General features: G+C 60.9%; 18 protein-coding genes. 9 read left to right on the forward strand and 9 right to left on the reverse strand.

Features of this window, described 5'->3' with window-relative positions; translation table 11 throughout:
- The first annotated feature begins 167 nt into the window (after nt 1–167).
- The 4 genes from ACMGF8_RS00915 to lnt all read left to right on the forward strand — a co-directional run bounded on the left by ACMGF8_RS00915 (nt 168) and on the right by lnt (nt 4,234).
- Nucleotides 168–1,187: a PhoH family protein gene (locus ACMGF8_RS00915; protein ID WP_102865361.1), complete on the forward strand. Its 1,020-nt coding sequence runs from the start codon at nt 168–170 to the stop codon at nt 1,185–1,187.
- A complete protein-coding gene (gene ybeY / locus ACMGF8_RS00920) occupies nt 1,180–1,638 on the forward strand; it encodes an rRNA maturation RNase YbeY (protein ID WP_102865360.1) in 459 nt (152 codons plus the stop codon). Before ACMGF8_RS00915 ends, ybeY begins: the two co-directional genes overlap by 8 nt.
- Nucleotides 1,639–1,680: 42 nt before the next feature.
- Nucleotides 1,681–2,520 carry an HlyC/CorC family transporter gene (locus ACMGF8_RS00925; RefSeq protein WP_011063653.1) on the forward strand — a complete coding sequence of 280 codons (840 nt, stop codon included), beginning with the start codon at nt 1,681–1,683 and terminating at the stop codon, nt 2,518–2,520.
- 190 nt (nt 2,521–2,710) lie between these two features.
- A complete protein-coding gene (gene lnt, locus ACMGF8_RS00930; RefSeq protein ID WP_250330540.1) occupies nt 2,711–4,234 on the forward strand; it encodes an apolipoprotein N-acyltransferase in 1,524 nt (507 codons plus the stop codon).
- A gap of 45 nt (nt 4,235–4,279) precedes the next feature.
- Here the strand turns inward: lnt and ACMGF8_RS00935 are convergent, their stop codons facing one another.
- Both ACMGF8_RS00935 and ACMGF8_RS00940 read right to left on the reverse strand, forming a co-directional pair.
- Nucleotides 4,280–5,041: a YdcF family protein gene (locus ACMGF8_RS00935; protein WP_102865359.1), complete on the reverse strand. Its 762-nt coding sequence runs from the start codon at nt 5,039–5,041 to the stop codon at nt 4,280–4,282.
- A gap of 123 nt (nt 5,042–5,164) precedes the next feature.
- Complete coding sequence (locus tag ACMGF8_RS00940) at nt 5,165–5,485, reverse strand: hypothetical protein (RefSeq protein WP_102865358.1); 321 nt, start codon at nt 5,483–5,485, stop codon at nt 5,165–5,167.
- 260 nt (nt 5,486–5,745) lie between these two features.
- On the opposite strand from ACMGF8_RS00940, the gene leuS reads away from it, so the two are divergent.
- From leuS to ACMGF8_RS00965, 5 genes are all read left to right on the forward strand, one after another.
- Complete coding sequence (leuS, locus tag ACMGF8_RS00945) at nt 5,746–8,352, forward strand: leucine--tRNA ligase (protein WP_102865357.1); 2,607 nt, start codon at nt 5,746–5,748, stop codon at nt 8,350–8,352.
- A gap of 90 nt (nt 8,353–8,442) precedes the next feature.
- Nucleotides 8,443–9,048: an LPS assembly lipoprotein LptE gene (lptE, locus tag ACMGF8_RS00950; RefSeq protein WP_102865356.1), complete on the forward strand. Its 606-nt coding sequence runs from the start codon at nt 8,443–8,445 to the stop codon at nt 9,046–9,048.
- Nucleotides 9,049–9,087: 39 nt separating this feature from the next.
- On the forward strand, nt 9,088–10,125 hold the full coding sequence (gene holA / locus ACMGF8_RS00955) for a DNA polymerase III subunit delta (RefSeq protein ID WP_115581007.1): 1,038 nt from the start codon (nt 9,088–9,090) through the stop codon (nt 10,123–10,125).
- A 156-nt stretch (nt 10,126–10,281) separates the two neighbouring features.
- Nucleotides 10,282–10,443 (forward strand): alternative ribosome rescue factor ArfA, encoded by a 162-nt coding sequence (arfA, locus tag ACMGF8_RS00960; protein WP_007927093.1) that lies wholly within the window; start codon nt 10,282–10,284, stop codon nt 10,441–10,443.
- Nucleotides 10,444–10,506: 63 nt separating this feature from the next.
- Nucleotides 10,507–11,829, forward strand: coding sequence for a lytic murein transglycosylase (locus ACMGF8_RS00965; protein ID WP_250330503.1), 1,323 nt, complete (start codon nt 10,507–10,509; stop codon nt 11,827–11,829).
- Between the two features lie 43 nt (nt 11,830–11,872).
- Here ACMGF8_RS00965 and ACMGF8_RS00970 read toward each other — a convergent pair whose 3' ends face one another.
- The 7 genes from ACMGF8_RS00970 to mltB form a co-directional block, all read right to left on the reverse strand.
- On the reverse strand, nt 11,873–12,820 hold the full coding sequence (locus ACMGF8_RS00970) for a S66 peptidase family protein (RefSeq protein ID WP_102865353.1): 948 nt from the start codon (nt 12,818–12,820) through the stop codon (nt 11,873–11,875).
- A gap of 162 nt (nt 12,821–12,982) precedes the next feature.
- Complete coding sequence (lipA, locus tag ACMGF8_RS00975; protein ID WP_102865352.1) at nt 12,983–14,005, reverse strand: lipoyl synthase; 1,023 nt, start codon at nt 14,003–14,005, stop codon at nt 12,983–12,985.
- 1 nt (nt 14,006) lies between these two features.
- A complete protein-coding gene (gene lipB, locus ACMGF8_RS00980) occupies nt 14,007–14,654 on the reverse strand; it encodes a lipoyl(octanoyl) transferase LipB (protein WP_102865351.1) in 648 nt (215 codons plus the stop codon).
- Complete coding sequence (locus ACMGF8_RS00985) at nt 14,654–14,929, reverse strand: DUF493 domain-containing protein (RefSeq protein ID WP_011063665.1); 276 nt, start codon at nt 14,927–14,929, stop codon at nt 14,654–14,656. The genes lipB and ACMGF8_RS00985 overlap by 1 nt, the downstream gene beginning before the upstream one ends.
- Nucleotides 14,930–15,009: 80 nt before the next feature.
- Nucleotides 15,010–16,167: a D-alanyl-D-alanine carboxypeptidase family protein gene (locus tag ACMGF8_RS00990; RefSeq protein WP_102865350.1), complete on the reverse strand. Its 1,158-nt coding sequence runs from the start codon at nt 16,165–16,167 to the stop codon at nt 15,010–15,012.
- Nucleotides 16,168–16,344: 177 nt separating this feature from the next.
- Nucleotides 16,345–17,346 carry a septal ring lytic transglycosylase RlpA family protein gene (locus tag ACMGF8_RS00995; RefSeq protein WP_102865349.1) on the reverse strand — a complete coding sequence of 334 codons (1,002 nt, stop codon included), beginning with the start codon at nt 17,344–17,346 and terminating at the stop codon, nt 16,345–16,347.
- Nucleotides 17,346–18,368, reverse strand: coding sequence for a lytic murein transglycosylase B (gene mltB / locus ACMGF8_RS01000; protein WP_371826211.1), 1,023 nt, complete (start codon nt 18,366–18,368; stop codon nt 17,346–17,348). The genes ACMGF8_RS00995 and mltB overlap by 1 nt, the downstream gene beginning before the upstream one ends.
- Nucleotides 18,369–18,372: the final 4 nt, after the last annotated feature.

Below are 18,372 nucleotides of genomic sequence, written 5' to 3' on the forward strand. Positions count from 1 at the left end.
GAGCGGGCTTGCTGGCGAAGAAACCTTCAAGAACACCTTCGCCGGCAAGCCGACTCCTACAAAGAAAGCATCACCGGCCATTGCACCGTATAAGAGCTTTCGCACCCAGGCCGCTGGCGTTATCCTTGAATTCATCTTAATTGCCGTTGGGCGGCTAAAAAACGACCTTGAACGCACCCATAGAACCTCATCGTTTCATCCTCGAGCCCTTCGAGGCTCGCCGCTTCGCCAATCTGTGCGGGCAATTCGACGAGCATTTGCGCTTGATCGAACAGCGCCTGATGATCGAGATCCGCAACCGCGGCAATCAGTTCGAGCTGATTGGCGAACCCAAGCACACCACCTCCGCGGAAAATCTTCTGCGCCGTCTCTACCGGGAAACCAAGGGCACCGAGCTATCGCCGGACCTGGTACACCTGTTCCTCCAGGAATCCGCCGTGGAAGAGTTGGACAACCCATCGGTGGCCGATGCCGCCATAGCCCTGCGCACCAAGAAAGGCATGATTCGCCCTCGCGGCCTGAATCAGCAGCGCTATGTCAAAGAAATCCTCGGCAATGACATCAACTTCGGCATTGGCCCGGCCGGTACCGGCAAGACCTACCTCGCGGTGGCTTGCGCCGTAGATGCCCTGGAGCGCGAGCAAGTGCGGCGCATCCTGTTGGTGCGGCCAGCCGTGGAAGCGGGCGAGAAGCTCGGTTTCCTGCCCGGCGATCTGGCACAAAAAATCGACCCGTACCTGCGCCCGCTGTATGACGCGCTGTATGAAATGCTCGGTTTCGAACAGGTGGCCAAGCTGATCGAGCGCCAGGTCATCGAGATCGCGCCTCTGGCCTATATGCGCGGCCGGACCTTGAACAACAGCTTCATCATCCTCGACGAAAGCCAGAACACCACCGTGGAACAGATGAAAATGTTCCTCACCCGAATCGGTTTCGGCTCCACCGCAGTGATCACCGGCGACATCACCCAGGTCGACCTGCCCAAAGGCACCAAGTCGGGCCTGGCCCAAGTGATCAACGTGCTCAAGGATGTACCCGGCATCAGCTTCACTCACTTCATGCCCAAGGACGTGGTGCGCCATCCACTGGTGCAACGCATTGTCGAAGCCTATGAACGCTTCGAGCTGCGAGCCGAGGACGAGGCCGCCAAGGCTTCAGCCGACAGAGGCAACCGCCGCGATGCTTGAGCTTGACCTGCAACGCGCCAGCCAGCAGCCGGCCCCCAGCGATGAAGAGTTCCGCCAGTGGTGCGAACTGGCTCTGCGCCAGCGCACCGCCGATTCGGAACTGACCATCCGCCTGGTGGACGAAGACGAAGGCCGTGAGCTGAATCACACCTGGCGTCACAAAGATTACGCAACCAATGTGCTGTCATTTCCTGCCGACGTGCCGGATGAACTGCTGGATATCCCCTTGCTGGGGGACCTGGTGATCTGCATTGCGGTGGTCGAACGCGAGGCCGCCGAACAAGGCAAGGAACTTAAGGCCCACTGGGCCCATCTGGTCATTCACGGCTGCTTGCATCTGTTGGGTTACGACCATATAGATGATGACGAAGCCGAAGAAATGGAAGCACTGGAACGAACGTTGCTTGCTGAGCTGGGTCACCCCGACCCGTATGCAGACGACGAAAGCTGATCAACAACCACCTGTAACAACCAAGGATTCAGAGCAATCGCTATGAGCGAAGATCGATCGAGCAACGGGCAAAAGTCATGGCTGGGCAAACTGACCCAGGCTTTTGCCCATGAGCCGAAAAACCGCCAGGAGCTGCTGGAGCTGCTGCGCGAAGCCCATCAGAACAAATTGCTGGACAGCGAAGCGCTGGCCATCGTCGAAGGCGCCATCCAGGTAGCTGACCTGCAAGTCCGGGACATCATGGTTCCGCGCTCGCAGATGATCAGCATCAAGGCGACCCAGACACCCCGGGAGTTCCTGCCTGCAGTCATCGATTCGGCGCACTCGCGCTACCCGGTGATCGGCGAAAGCCATGACGACGTGATGGGCGTCCTGCTGGCCAAGGACCTGCTGCCGCTGATCCTCAAGGAGAACGGCGACAGCTTCAACATCAAGGACCTGCTGCGCCCGGCGACCTTCGTCCCCGAGTCCAAGCGCCTGAATGTGCTGCTGCGCGAGTTCCGCGCCAACCACAACCACATGGCCATCGTCATCGACGAATACGGCGGCGTGGCGGGCCTGGTGACCATCGAAGACGTGCTGGAACAGATCGTCGGCGACATCGAGGACGAGCATGACGTCGAGGAAGACAGCTACATCAAACCGCTTCCCAGCGGCGACTTCCTGATCAAGGCGCTGACGCCGATCGAGAACTTCAACGAGTTTTTCGACAGCGACTTCTCCGATGACGAGTTCGATACCGTGGGCGGCCTGGTGATGAGTGCTTTCGGCCACTTGCCAAAACGCAACGAAATCACTGAAATCGGCGCCTATCGCTTCCGCGTGCTCAACGCCGACAGCCGGCGGATTCATCTGCTGCGCCTGACCCCCATCTCCCGCTAAGGACAAGGGGCATCAGCCCTCCCCCGCACAGAATCATCGTCCCCAGGCCAACGACCTGGCCTGGGGACGACAGATCTCGGGGGCGGACTGTCAAACAGCGCTGCAGGATTCGCCGCTCATCTGAATCCACCCACCCCATCTCCTCGTGCCCCGCCCGGCGCGAAACAGGAAAGAGCTGATGAAACGCCTCTTGCAGCGCTCAACCCGACCCGGCTGGCCCGGCAACCTGCTAGCCGTTGCAGCCGGCGCCATTACCACCCTGGCCTTGGCGCCCTATGACATCTGGCCGCTGGCGCTGCTGGCGGTAGGACTGTTCTATGCCGGTCTGCGGGAGCTCACGCCCCGCCAGGCCCTCGGCCGGGGCTGGTGCTTCGGCTTCGGCCTGTTCGGCGCCGGTACCAGCTGGATCTACGTCAGCATCCACACCTACGGCGGCGCATCGGCTTTGCTCGCCAGCGTGCTGATGCTGGCCTTCATCGCCGCCATTGCCTGGTTCTTTGCCCTGCCCGCCTGGCTCTGGGCCCGCTGGCTGCGGCGCAACGAAGCACCGCTGGCGGATGCTCTGGCTTTCGCTGCCCTGTGGCTGGGGCAGGAAGCGTTTCGCGGCTGGTTCCTTACCGGTTTCCCCTGGCTCTACTCTGGCTACAGCCAGCTCGACGGTCCCCTGGCCGGACTCGCGCCTGTGGGCGGCATCTGGCTGATTTCCTTCTCCCTGGCGTTGACCGCTGCATTGCTCTACAACCTGCCGCGCCTGATCAAGGCCGGACGCAAGGGGTTTATCGCCGCCGGCCTGTTGCTGCTGGCTGCGCCCTGGGCAGTTGGCCTGGCACTCAAAGGTCACGCCTGGACCAGCCCTTCAGGTGATCCGCTTTCGGTCGCCGCCATTCAGGGCAATATCGAACAAAGCATGAAATGGGACCCGGCCGAGCTCAATGCCCAACTGGCTCTGTACCGCGACATGAGTTTCAGCAGCAAGCGGGTTGACCTGCTGGTCTGGCCGGAAACCGCGGTTCCGGTGCTCAAGGAGTCCGCCGAGGGCTACCTGACGATGATGGGCAACTTTGCCGCCGAGCGTCATTCCGCATTGATTACCGGCGTTCCGGTGCGCCAACTGGTGCACCATGAAAAACGCTACTTCAACGGCATCACGGTGACCGGCGAAGGCGATGGCACCTACCTGAAACAAAAACTGGTGCCCTTTGGCGAGTATGTGCCCCTGCAGGAGCTGCTGCGTGGCCTGATCGACTTCTTCAACCTGCCAATGTCGGATTTTGCCCGCGGCCCGGCCGACCAGCCGTTACTGCAAGCCAAGGGGTATCAGATTGCGCCGTTCATCTGTTACGAAGTGGTCTACCCTGAGTTCGCCGCCGGTCTTTCGGCCCGCAGCGACCTGCTGCTGACCATCAGCAACGACACCTGGTTCGGCACCTCCATCGGCCCTCTTCAGCATTTGCAGATGGCGCAGATGCGCGCCCTGGAAGCCGGACGCTGGATGATCCGCGCCACCAACAACGGAGTCACCGGGCTGATTGATCCGTTCGGCAAGATCACCGTGCAGATTCCACAGTTCGAACGAGGCATTCTCTATGGCGAAGTGGTGCCCATGCATAACCTGACACCGTACTTGCAGTGGCGCTCATGGCCACTGGCAGTGCTCTGCGCCCTGCTGTTTGGCTGGGCCTTGTTGGCCAGCCGCATCGCCAAGACCGTTTAGAAAGCTTCGCCCGCAAGCCGGCTCCGACTGGAGTCGGCCCTGTGATCAGCGATAAAAGAGGCGATAACCTAACTGGCCCACCGCCTCGTTCAGCAACTGGCCGCTCTGCCAGATCGACTTGAACTCCGGCATCCAACCTCCCAACGGCCGAGCGTTGTCCACGCCCAGAAATCCTACCGGTGCTGGCACCACAACAAACCCTGCGCGCTCAAAACTCCAGACCGAACGGGGCATGTGCCAGGCCTGGGTCACGACCACCACGCGCTTGATACCCAGTGGCTGCAAGACTTCGGCGCTGAACTGGGCGTTTTCCCAGGTGGTGCGGCTACGACCTTCCTGCCAGCGCACGCTCACGCCAAAGTCATTGAGCAGCGATTCGGCCATCAGCGCAGCTTCGGTGGGCGGCGTACCGTAATGCAGGCCGCCGCTGGTCAACAGGGGCAGCCCGGAAGCCTTGGCCAGCCGCGCGGCATAACGCTCGCGCTCCAACCCCACGCCCGTGGGCTGATCAGAACCCCAAGCCGGATCACCCCGCTCACGGCCGGAACCCAGGACCACGATCGCGTCCGCCTGCTCTGCCAGGCTGGCCCATTGGCTCTGTGGCAAGGGCGGCAACCGTTCAAGCCCACGGGCACCCCACTCCACCATTACCGGCAGGCTCATCAACCAGAAGCCGCCCAAGCCCAGGACAAAGCACCATCGCGCCAGCCGAGGCCTGGACCGACGCAGACTCCAGGCCAGTAGAAGCAACAGCAAGAGAATGCCGGGCGGCAGCAGTAACTGTTTGATGAAATAACGAAAAGGCATCGAGCATCTCCAAAAGATGCTCGAAGCCTAAAGGGGATACCCATGCGGCAACAACCGTTGCCAGGCACTTTCGCTTTCGAGGTCCTCGGCAACGACCTCTCAACCCAATGAAGGGCTCGTGACCTACTTGAACTGCTGGGACCGGACGCTTACCGAATCCCTGAGGGGCGCCTGATCCTTCAACCAAATGACCTTGGCCGAACGGGGCCTTTCCTGGTGTTGCGGACTGCCCGATACATTAACCTGCATTTCATGCTGACTGCGGGCCAGGTAGGCCCTGATCAACTCGAACTCAGCAGGGCTCAACCCCCGCAGCTCCAACTCGACCGGCCGTTCATTGCGCAGTCGATCCGCAGTTCTTGCCGCATCCAGGGCCAGAGCCAGTCGATTCAGCAGCCTTTCATACACCTCCGGTTCTGTTACTTTTCGCTGCGACTCAAGCATCCGTTCACCTCATCGAAGATAAGAATCACTCCCCTTTTTGAGCTTAGTCGGACAGCTGGAAGCGACGCTCCGCCGCGACCAACGGCCCGCGCGAGCAATCAGGGTTTCCCTCGGCAGAGTGCGGTCATGTATGCTACGGCGCTTCCTGTAACTCCACTTCCAGCTCCACCGGGCCCTGAAAAACGCCGTATTTGGCGCCATCACTACCCGAGGTTGCGTTGAAGAGGATTAGGCCACCCCTATTCAGTACAAAAGTAGCCATGCACGAACACTATCAGCCCCGTGAAATCGAAGCCGCCGCCCAGTCGTTCTGGGATGAGCAAAAGTCCTTTGAAGTCAGAGAACAGCCAGGCAAGGAAACTTACTACTGCCTATCGATGTTCCCTTACCCCAGCGGCAAGCTACACATGGGGCACGTGCGCAACTACACCATCGGCGACGTGATTTCCCGCTACCAGCGCATGCAAGGCAAAAACGTCCTGCAACCCATGGGTTGGGACGCCTTCGGCATGCCGGCGGAAAACGCCGCGATGAAGAACAACGTCGCACCGGCCAAGTGGACCTACGAAAACATCGCCTACATGAAGACCCAACTGCGCAGCCTGGGCCTGGCGGTGGACTGGTCTCGTGAGGTCACCACCTGCAAGCCGGACTACTACCGCTGGGAACAGTGGCTGTTCACCCGCCTGTTCGAAAAAGGCGTGATCTACCGTAAGAACGGCACCGTGAACTGGGACCCGGTCGACCAGACCGTCCTGGCCAACGAACAGGTGATCGATGGCCGCGGCTGGCGCTCCGGCGCGCTGATCGAAAAGCGCGAAATCCCGATGTACTACTTCAAGATCACCGCCTACGCGGATGAGCTGCTGGAGAGTCTCGACGAGCTGCCGGGCTGGCCCGAGCAGGTCAAGACCATGCAACGCAACTGGATCGGCAAGTCCCGTGGCATGGAAGTGCAGTTCCCTTACGATCAGGCGTCGATCGGCGAAACCGGCACCCTGAAAGTCTTTACCACCCGTCCCGACACCCTGATGGGCGCGACTTACGTCGCCGTCGCGGCCGAACACCCGCTGGCCACCCTGGCCGCCCGCAACAACCCTGAGCTGCAGGCGTTCATTGCTGAATGCAAAGGCGGCAGCGTTGCCGAAGCCGACATGGCGACCCAGGAGAAAAAAGGCCTGCCGACCTCGCTGTTCGTCGAGCACCCACTGACTGGCGAGAAGCTTCCGGTCTGGGTCGCCAACTACGTGCTGATGCACTATGGCGATGGCGCAGTAATGGCAGTGCCTGCCCACGATGAGCGCGACTTCGAATTCGCCAGCAAGTACGGCCTGCCGATCAAGACCGTGGTGCGCACCAGCGCCGGCGATGAGACGCCTGCCCCTTGGCAGGACGCTTACGGCGAGCACGGCGAACTGATCAACTCCGGCGAATTCAACGGCCTGGACTTCCCCGGCGCGTTCGACGCCATCGAAGTGGCCCTGCTGAAGAAGAACCTCGGCCAATCGCGTACCCAGTTCCGCCTGCGCGACTGGGGCATCAGCCGCCAGCGTTACTGGGGCTGCCCGATCCCGATCATCCACTGCGACAGCTGCGGCGATGTGCCGGTGCCGGAAGACCAATTGCCGGTCGTGTTGCCGGAAGATGTGGTGCCGGACGGCGCCGGTTCGCCCCTGGCACGCATGCCTGAGTTCTACGAGTGCAGTTGCCCGAAATGCGGCGCACCGGCCAAGCGTGAAACCGACACCATGGACACATTCGTCGAATCGTCGTGGTACTACGCCCGCTACGCCTCGCCGCACTATGAAGGCGGCCTGGTGGAAAAATCGGCAGCCGACCATTGGCTGCCAGTGGACCAGTACATCGGCGGTATCGAACACGCCATCCTGCACCTGCTCTACGCGCGCTTCTTCCACAAGCTGATGCGTGACGAAGGCCTGGTGAGCTCCAACGAGCCATTCAAGAACCTGCTGACCCAAGGCATGGTGATCGCCGAGACCTACTACCGTCGTGAAGCCAACGGTGCCTACACCTGGTTCAACCCGGCGGATGTCGAACTCGAACGCGACAGCAAGGCCAAGGTCATCAGCGCCAAGCTGATCGCGGACGGCCTGCCGGTGGAAATCGGCGGCACCGAGAAGATGGCCAAGTCGAAGAACAACGGCGTCGACCCACAGTCGATGATTGACCAGTTCGGCGCAGACACCTGCCGCCTGTTCATGATGTTCGCCTCGCCACCAGACATGAGTGCCGAATGGTCGGACTCCGGCGTTGAAGGCTCGCACCGTTTCCTCAAGCGCGTCTGGCGCCTGGCTCAAGCACATGTCACACAGGGCCTGCCGGGCACACTGGACATCGCCAGCCTGAACGACGAGCAGAAAGCCATTCGCCGCTCGATCCACCAAGCCATCAAGCAGGCCAGCCACGACGTGGGCCAGAACCACAAGTTCAACACCGCAATCGCCCAGGTGATGACGCTGATGAACGTGTTGGAAAAAGCCCCGCAAGGTACCGAGCAGGATCGCGCACTGGTTCAGGAAGGCCTGGAAACCGTAACCTTGCTGCTGGCGCCGATCACCCCGCACATCAGCCACGAACTGTGGAATCGCCTGGGTCACGCCGACCCGGTGATCGACGCCGGCTGGCCGGTATTGGACGAAAGCGCCCTGGTTCAGGACAGCCTGCAACTGGTCATCCAGGTCAACGGCAAGCTGCGCGGCCAGATCGAAATGCCGGCCAGCGCCAGCCGTGAAGAAGTCGAAGCCGCGGCGCGCAGCAACGAGAACGTGCTGCGCTTCACCGAAGGCCTGACCATCCGCAAGGTCATCGTGGTGCCTGGCAAACTGGTCAACATCGTCGCCAGCTAATTGGATCGGGCGCCCGGTCCGGGACCGGGCGCCGAACGAAAACCTTCAGGGCCACAAGGTTGGCCCATATGGTTTCAAGGGGAGCAATACATGATCAAACGTAACCTGCTGGTGATGGGCCTGGCTGTTCTGCTGAGCGCCTGTGGCTTCCAGTTGCGCGGCACGGGAACCCAGGAGCTGACCATCAAGGAGCTCGACCTGAGTGCTCGGGACGCCTACGGCACCACCGTGAAAATGCTCCAGCAGCAACTGGAAAACAGTGGCGTACGGGTCCATGCCGGCGCGCCCTACAAGCTGGTGCTGCTGAATGAGGAAAACTCCCAGCGCACGCTCAGCTACACCGGCGGTGGCAGCTCGGCCGAATACGAGATCAGCACAACCCTCAGGTACGAGATCCTGACTCACGACAACCTGCACCTGCTCAACGACAAGCTGGAAGTGCAGAAAGTCTTCCTGCACGACGGCAACAACATCACCGGTTCGGATCAGGAATCGTCGGAAACCCGCAAGGAAATGCGTCGCGACCTGATCCAGCGCATGCTGATCCGCCTGCAACTGCTGACCCCGGAACAGCTTGCTCAGTTGCAGGCTACCGCCGAGGCCAAAGCCAAGGCAGAAGCCGAGGCCCTGGAAGCCGCACGCAAGGCTGAGGCGGAAACTCCGCAACAGTCTCCCTTGGAACTGCCGAACCAGTAAGCCTTGCGGGGCGCTCAGGCGCCCCTCTGGCCCCCGCCTATGAAACTCGCCCCCGCCCAACTCGGCAAACACCTGCAAGGCACACTAGCGCCGGTCTACGTGATCAGCGGCGACGATCCCCTGCTGTGCCAGGAAGCCGCCGACGCCATTCGCTCTGCCGTGCGCCAGCAGGGATTCGACGAGCGCCAGGTCTTCAGCGCCGATGCCAGCTTCGACTGGGGCACCCTGCTGCAAGCGGGGGCCAGCATGTCGCTGTTCGCAGAAAAGCGCCTGCTGGAGTTGCGCCTGCCTTCGGGCAAGCCTGGGGACAAGGGTGCAGCAGCACTGATCGAATACTGTTCGCGTCCGGCCGAAGACACGGTGCTGTTGATCAGCCTGCCCAAGCTCGACGGCAGCGCACAGAAGACCAAGTGGGGCAAGGCCCTGGTCGAAGGTGCCCAGACTCAGTTCGTGCAGATCTGGCCGGTGGACGCCAACCAGCTTCCACAGTGGATTCGCCAGCGCCTGTCACAGGCCGGCCTGTCCGCCAGCCAGGACGCCGTGGAGCTGATCGCCGCCCGGGTAGAAGGCAACCTGCTGGCGGCCGCACAGGAAATCGAAAAGCTCAAGCTGATGGCCGAAGGCGGGCAGATCACCGTCGAAACGGTACAGGCCGCCGTGGCCGATAGCGCTCGCTTCGACGTGTTTGGGCTGGTGGATGCGATTCTCAACGGCGAGGCCGCCCATGCCTTGCGCATGCTTGAGGGACTGAGGGGCGAAGGCGTCGAACCGCCGGTCATTCTCTGGGCCCTGTCCCGGGAACTGCGACTGCTGGCCAACCTGGCACTGCAATTCAGCCAGGGTGTACCACTGGACAAGGTGTTCAGTCAGGCTCGCCCTCCCGTCTGGGACAAGCGCAAACCCCTGATGAGCAAAGCCTTGCAGCGCTATTCGGCGCAACGTTGGGGCCAATTGCTACTGGATGCCCAGCGCATTGATGCCCAGATCAAGGGCCAAGCCAGTGGTTCGCCCTGGAGCAGCCTGAGCCGGCTGTCGCTGCTGATGGCCGGCCAACGCCTGGCCCTGCCTGCCGAATAATCGCGCTACTTATCTTTTGCTTGCACTAGGGTCTGTTCTCGTTTGGCCCAGCAACGCGGCTCGTCACCAAACAGGAACAGACCCTAGACAGCAACTCCACTCTGGCCGATGATTCGCGCCGCAACACTTCTATTCCTGAAACAGCGAGCACTCACCATGAGCAAGCCATCCAAGCATGGCCCCAACAAGGCCAAATCCATCATCGCCCAGCCACTGTTCCGCAGCCGTCAGGAACGCCCGGCCAAGGGCAAAGGCAGCTACCGCCGCGAAGCCTTCCAGTCTAAAAGCTGGGAGGCTTCTTACTTTCTGGCCGCCTAAAGCCCTGAACCCCGTTGGCATGATAAGGTCTGCACCTGATTGTTATTCTCTCTGGACCTGTGCATGCCCTTTTGTCTTTCTCGTCGTTGGCACATGCGCCAACTGATCGCTGCCTCCAGCCTTGTTCTACTCGTCGCCTGCGCGGAGAAACCCACTGCCGCCGACGCCCAGCCGCTACCCAACCTCCAGGCAGCCCCCCTTGCCGCACCTGCCACCGTCGCACCACTGGCCGTCGACAATCTGGACATCCAGCCCACTCAGACCTTCGATGAATGGATGAACGCATTCCGCGCCGAAGCCTTGGGCGCCGGGATTCGCGCCGATGTATTCGACCGTGCCTTCGCCGGGATCACCCCGGATATGAGCGTGATCAAGGCCGACCGCAGCCAACCGGAATTCACCCGCCCCGTCTGGGAATACCTGGATGGCGCGCTGTCCCCGGTACGGGTACGCAAGGGCAAGGCACTGCTGGTCCAGTACAGCGACATCCTGCAACGGATCGAACAGCGCTATGGGGTTGATCGCCAGACCTTGGTGGCCGTTTGGGGCATGGAGAGCAATTTCGGTGACTTCCAGGGCAACAAGTCGGTGATTCGCTCCCTGGCAACCCTGGCGTATGAAGGACGGCGCCCAGCCTTTGCCAACAGCCAGCTGATTGCCGCCTTGCAGATCATTCAACACGGCGATATCCAGCCAGAGAAGATGCTGGGTTCCTGGGCCGGGGCCATGGGCCAGACCCAATTCATTCCAACCACCTACAACACCCACGCTGTGGACTTCGACGGCGATGGTCGGCGCGATATCTGGAACAGCCCAGCCGACGCCCTGGCCTCCACCGCTCACTATCTGCAAAGCTCAGGATGGCAAAAGGGCCAGCCCTGGGGTGTTGAAGTCCAGCTCAACAGCGGCTTCGACTATGCCCTGGCCGATGCGTCCACCCGCAAGACCGTGGCCGAGTGGATGCGCCTGGGGATGACAACCGCCAATGGCAAGGCGCTGCCTTACGGATCAGAGCAATTGTCCGCCTCGTTGCTGCTGCCTGCGGGTTATCGGGGGCCGGCGTTCCTGATCCTGGATAACTTCCGTGCGGTGCTCAGGTACAACAACTCATCGTCCTACGCCCTGGCAGTCAACCTGCTGTCCGAACGCTTCGGCGGCGCCGGCATGATCAGTGGCGACTGGCCCAAGGACGACCTGCCCCTGAGCCGCTCCGAGCGCATCGAATTGCAGAGCCTGCTCAACGCCAACCAGTATGACGCCGGCAACCCCGACGGCATCATCGGAGCCAACACCCGCAAAGCCATTCGTAGCGCCCAGCAAGCATTGGGTTGGCCCGCAGACGGCTACCCTACTCACAAGTTGCTGGACAGCCTGCGCAACCGCTAAGCCCGGAGCTGGCGAAGGGCTTCCCCCTTCGCCAGGGCCAGCCCTACTTGAACACCACGTCCTGTGCCAGGGTCAACTCCCTCGCCCCTGCGTCCAGCCTGACCAGAGCGCCCATGGGCAAAGTCAGGTTCGGGTCACAATGGCCACTGCGCCATCCTGCCAGCACCGGAATCCGCAGCGGCTCGAAGGTCTGCTTGAGCAGGCGGCACAATGCGCTGAAGTCCACACCGGCCACATCCCCCACCAAAACGCCCCGCAGGTTGTCCAGTTTGCCGGCCAGCCGCAGGTGATTGAGCAAGCGGTCAATACGGTACAAAGGCTCGTTGACGTCCTCGATAAACAGGATGACGCCGTCGGTATTGATTTCGTAAGGCGTGCCCAGCGTGCAGGCAATCATCGACAGATTTCCCCCCAACAGCGGACCCAACGCAATGCCCGGCTCCACAGTGGTCAATGGGAAAGCCACGGGATGAGACAGCAGACTGCCCGCCTTTACCTGGCCCCGGAGCAGGTTGAAAAAGGACGCCTCGGTTGGCGGTTGCTTGTCACCCAGCAGGTCGGCATTGAGCATGGGTCCGTGAAAACTCACAAACCCGGCATAGCGGTTGATCGCCAGGTGCAGGGCGGTGATATCGCTATAGCCGACAAAGGGCTTGGGGTTGCGCCGCAGCAACTCAAAGTCGATCTTGTCCAGCAAACGCGGACTGCCATAGCCCCCGCGCAGGCACACAATGGCGTCGACTTGGCTATCGGCAAAGGCGCTGTGCAAGTCATCGAGGCGCACCTCGTCGCTGCCAGCCAGATATCCCTCCTGCTGGCCAACGCCGGGAAAGATCCGTAGCGTATAGCCACGGGAACGCATCCATTGAAAGGCTTTTTCGGTATCCAGCACTGCGGGACCGGCGGGGGCAATAAGGCCGATGACGCCTTCCGCAGCCAGTGCCGGCACCGGCAGGTGAGCATGAAGGGCAGCAGTCGGTTGGATGGGCATGCAGATTCTCCCTGTGTGAATTCACTCAAGCACAGTAGCCATGAATCTCGTTAAACAGAAGAGGATGACGCGACCGGGTGGGCGAAAAACAACCGAGACTGCAGAGGTGCTCGAAAGAGCCGGGAAACTGCCCGCAAGACCCAAGCCTTGCGGGCAGGCAAATCAGGAAACCAGGCCTTCTCTGGCCAGTTTCGCTTGTTCGTCGGCGTGATACGAGGAACGTACCAGCGGGCCCGAAGCGACATTCTTGAAGCCCATCTTGTAACCTTCCTCGGCGAACCAGGCGAAGGTATCCGGATGCACGAAACGCTGAACCGGCAAGTGGTTGCGGGACGGCTGCAGGTACTGGCCAAGGGTCAGCATATCGATGTCGTGCTCACGCATGCGCTTCATGACTTCGATGACTTCGTCGTCGGTTTCACCCAGGCCCAGCATCAAGCCGGACTTGGTCGGTACATGGGGCACCAGTTGCTTGAACTTCTGCAGCAAGGTCAGCGACCACTGGTAATCCGAGCCCGGACGCGCAGCCTTGTACAGGCGCGGCACGGTTTCCAGGTTGTGGTTGAACACATCCGGTGGCGTGGCAGCGGTGATTTCCAGGGCTACATCCATGCGACCGCGGTAGTCGGGCACCAGGGTTTCCAACTGTACGTTCGGCGACAGCTTGCGGATCTCGCGAATGCAGTCGGCAAAGTGCTGGGCACCGCCGTCACGCAGGTCGTCGCGGTCCACCGAAGTGATCACCACATACTTCAGGCGCAGGTCGGCGATGGCCACTGCCAGGTTCATCGGCTCGTCGACATCCAGAGGTTTTGGACGACCGTGGCCAACGTCACAGAATGGGCAGCGACGGGTGCAGATGTCGCCCATGATCATGAAGGTTGCGGTACCGCCGGAGAAACATTCGCCCAGGTTCGGGCAGGATGCTTCTTCGCAGACGCTGTGCAACTTGTGCTTGCGCAGCAGTTGCTTGATCCGGTCGACTTCCGGGGATACCGGAATACGTACCCGGATCCAGTCCGGTTTCTTCGGCAGTTCGGTGGTCGGAATGATCTTCACCGGAATGCGCGCAACCTTTTCCGCACCGCGCAATTTGACGCCGGCTTCAACTTTCGGACGTGGCGCCCGCTCGGAGACATCCACCGTCGGGATCAGGGTTTGAACAGCGTCTTGCGCAGTAGTCATATCAGTCGATTCCGCCCGTTAGGGTCGTCTGCTCAGCATAGTCGAGGTGTTTGACGAGCTGCGCACGCAGCCGGGCACTTACCTCGGCAAATTCAATCGGCCCTGCATGGTCGCTCAGCTGGGTCATCGCCAACCCGGCATAACCACAGGGGTTAATCCGTCGAAACGGCTGCAAATCCATGTCCACGTTCAAGGCCAGGCCATGAAAGGAACATCCATGGCGGATACGCAGGCCCAGGGAGGCGATTTTCGCCCCTTCGACGTAGACACCCGGTGCATCGGGCTTGGCCGCCGCCGGCACGCCGTAGCTGGCCAACAACTCCACCAGGCATTGCTCCATGCGACTGACCAGATCACGCACGCCGAATCCCAGCCTGCGCACATCCAGCAGCAAGTAGGCCACCAACTGGCCGGGACCGTGATAAGTCACCTGTCCGCCGCGATCGGCCTGCACCACCGGTATATCTCCCGGCAGCAGCAGATGCTCGGCCTTGCCCGCCTGGCCTTGGGTAAACACCGGCGGATGCTGCACCAGCCAGATTTCGTCTGGGGCGCTGGTGCCTCGTTCATTGGTAAAGCGCTGCATGGCCTGCCAGACCGGCTCGTAAGCCATCAGGCCAAGCTCACGAAAGCCCAGCGTCTGTGGCATCACAGCACCATGTGGACGACACCGGTAGCACGCAGGGCACTATTGATATCACGCAGTTGGTCTTCACCGGTGGCGGTGATGTGCAGTTGTACCGTGGTGTACTTGCCGTTGCTGCTCTGACGCTCGGCCAGGGACTTGATGTCCAGCTTGGCGTACTTGGCGAGGATCTCGATCACGGTGTCCTTGAAGCCGACAACCGTGTCACCGATCACCTTGATCGGGTAGTCATCGACGGGGAATTCAATCTTGTGCGACTTAACGTCAGTGTCTGTCATGGCAGTAACGGCCTCGTAAGCCGGACGACGGACATGGCCCCCGCTCCACTTCGGAGCGGGGGCCATGCAGGTCGACAATATCAGTTGAACAAGCCGTAGAAGAATAGACGGATGCTATCCCACATGCGGCGGAAGATACCACCTTCGTCGACCGCTTCCAGGGCGATCAGGTCAGCGCTGTGCACCACCTTGTCGTCCAGTTTCACTTCGACTTTACCAATCACGTCGCCCTTGGCGATCGGCGCAACCAGTTGCGGGTTCATGGTCATGCTGGCGGCGAGCTTTTTCAACTGGCCTTTAGGCATGGTCATGGTCAGATCTTCAGCCAGACCGGCCTTGACCTGATGAGAGGTGCCCTTCCACACCTGCGCCTGAGCCAGCTCGGTGCCTTTCTGGTAGAAGGTCTGGGTTTCGAAGAAGCGGAAACCGTAGGTCAGCAGCTTCTGGGTTTCGGCGGCGCGGGCCTGCTCGCTGTTGGTGCCGAACACCACGGCGATCAGACGCATGCCATCACGTACTGCCGAAGACACCATGCAGTAGCCGGCTTCATCGGTGTGGCCGGTTTTCAGACCATCGACGGTCTTGTCGCGCCACAGCAGCAGGTTACGGTTAGGTTGCTTGATGCCGTTCCAGAAGAACTCCTTCTGCGAGTAGATCGCATAGTGGGCAGGGTCTTCATGGATGATCGCGCGAGCCAGCACCGCCATATCATGGGCCGACGAGTAGTGCTCAGGGTTCGGCAGGCCGGTCGGGTTCATGAAGTGGCTGTTGCTCATACCCAGATCGGCAGCCGTCTTGTTCATCATGTCGGCAAAAGCGTCTTCGCTGCCGGCAATGTGCTCGGAAACCGCAACACTGGCGTCGTTGCCCGACTGAATGATGATGCCGTGCAGCAAGTCGCTGACGGTGACTTGCGAACCCACCTTGATGAACATCCGCGACCCGCCAGTACGCCAGGCATTCTCGCTGACGGTTACCGGATCGTTCTCGCCGATCTGGCCGCGACGGATTTCCAGGGTCGCGATGTAGGCGGTCATCAGCTTGGTCAGACTGGCCGGTGGCAGGCGCTGGTCACCATTGTTCTCCACCAGCACGTTACCGCTGCTGGCGTCCATGAGCACATAGGATTTGGCGGCCAGTTGCGGTGGCGACGGCATCGCTTCGACCGCCCAGGCGGCGGGCGTGATGATCAGCGGGACAAGCAGGCACAGGCGTTTGGCAAAGGTGGTGATGTTCATCCGTCTCTCGAAGTTGCTAATGGAAACTTGCCCGAGGGCAAAACTATTTCAGACAGCCTTCTAAAGGGCTGTCGCGTGTTCAGTTGCTCACTCACTGACCCTTGCCGGGCTTTTGTTGTTCGACGAGCCAACAACCAGGGTCCGCCCCCCAATACCGCAAGCGGACCCTCAATCTTCTTACTCGGCAGTCACCACACTGGGCTGGCCAAGGTTAGCCAAGCGCACACTGTTCTGCGCTTGCTGAGCCTCACCCGGCGTGCCGAATGGCCCCAAGCGTACCCGATGCAGCGTCTGCTGATTACGTACGATCGAGCTGATGAACACCGGGGCGCTCACCATGCTGCTCAATTTAGACCTCAACAGCTCCGCAGCGTCCGGGTTGGCGAAGGCCCCCACCTGCAGATACTGGCCTGAGGCGGCTGCAGGAGTGTTTTTAACTTGTACGGGAACTACCGCTGCAGCGTGTTGCTGGGGCGGCGGCGTCCATTGCTCGACAGTACCGGCCGAAGCCGTGATCACCGGCGCGTTATTTTGCGCCACTTGCGGCTCATTGAGCATCAACGGCGCCGGACGGCCACGCTGGGCCCACCACTGCTGCGGATCGATGCCTTCGACCTTGACCCGAGCGGTGCCGGTCTCGGCATAACCGAGCTTCTTTGCAGCCGCGTAGGACAGGTCGATGATGCGGTCGGAGTAGAACGGACCACGATCGTTGACCCGCAGGATCACGCTGCGATTGTTGTCCAGGTTGGTGACCTTCACGTAACTGGGCAACGGCAGGGTCTTGTGTGCGGCACTCATACCGTACAGGTCATAGACCTCGCCATTGGCGGTGTTCTGACCATGGAACTTAGTGCCGTACCAGGACGCCGTACCGGAGGCCACGTAGTTCTTGGACTCCTGGATGGGGAAATAGGTTTTGCCCAGCACCGTATAGGGGTTGGCCTTGTACGGGCCGGTGTGCAGGGTCGGGGTCGCATCGGGAATGCGCGAGACGTCGACGTCCCACCAGGGCGCGCCATCCTTGTGTGCACGGTTGACGTCCAGGCCCGGCATGGCGCGCACGCCACTCGTGGACTTGTGCTGCGGCGAGCGGCTCGTCGAGCAACTGACCAACAACAAGGACAACGCGGCAAAAGCCACCAGCTTCAGGGGTTTGCGGATTGGCATTGCCAGCATTACTTGACGCCCCGTGCTTGGACCAGTTGTTCAGACAACTGATGTACGGCCATGGCATACATCACGCTGCGGTTATAGCGAGTGATCGCGTAAAAGTTCTTCAGGCCCATCCAGTATTCCGGGCCACTGTCACCTTCCAGACGGAAAGCGGTGACCGGCAGATCATCGCGCAGCGCATCATGACTCGACCAGCCCAGGGCCCGCAACTCCCCGACCGTCTTGGTCGGCTCTATCCCTGTGGTCAAGCCTTCGTCCACGCGATCGCCACGCACGTCGGCGCGACTCACCACCGGCTCGCCGGCCACCCAGCCATGACGCTTGAAGTAGCTGGCAACGCTGCCGATGGCATCGTCCGGGTTGGTCCAGATATTGATGTGGCCATCACCGTCGAAGTCCACCGCATAGGCGCGAAAACTGCTCGGCATGAACTGCGGCAGCCCCATGGCTCCCGCGTAGGAGCCCTTGAGGCTCAAGGGATCAAGTTGCTCTTCACGGACCAGCAGCAGGAACTCGCGCAGTTCCTTGCGGAAGAATTCGGCGCGGGGCGGATAATCGAAGCCCAGGGTAGATAACGCATCGATCACCCGGTAATTGCCGGTATTACGCCCAAAAAAGGTCTCAACGCCGATAATCGACACTATGACCTGGGCCGGTACGCCATATTCCTGCTCGGCGCGAGCCAGAACCGCCTCATGCTGACGCCAGAAATCCACACCGCGGGCAATGCGCGCGTCGGTGATGAACATCGGCCGGTATTCTTTCCACTGCTTGACCCGCTCGGCCGGCCGCGAAATGGCGTCAAGAATCGATTGCTTGCGCTCGGCCTCGCGGAACACCCCCATCAGCTGTTCCCCGGCAAAACCATAGTCCCGGGTCATTTCGCCAACGAATTCGGCCACTTGCGGCGAACCTTCGTAATCACCGGCGAACGCGGGTTGCGCTGCACCAAGGATGCTTACCAGGCCGACCCACGGCGCATGCCGAGCAGCCCAGCCACGCATTACTTGCATTGAATTCTTCACCTTA

Origin of the sequence: Pseudomonas sp. BNK-7 (assembly GCF_048072025.1) — a bacterium.
Lineage (GTDB): Bacteria > Pseudomonadota > Gammaproteobacteria > Pseudomonadales > Pseudomonadaceae > Aquipseudomonas > Aquipseudomonas danubii.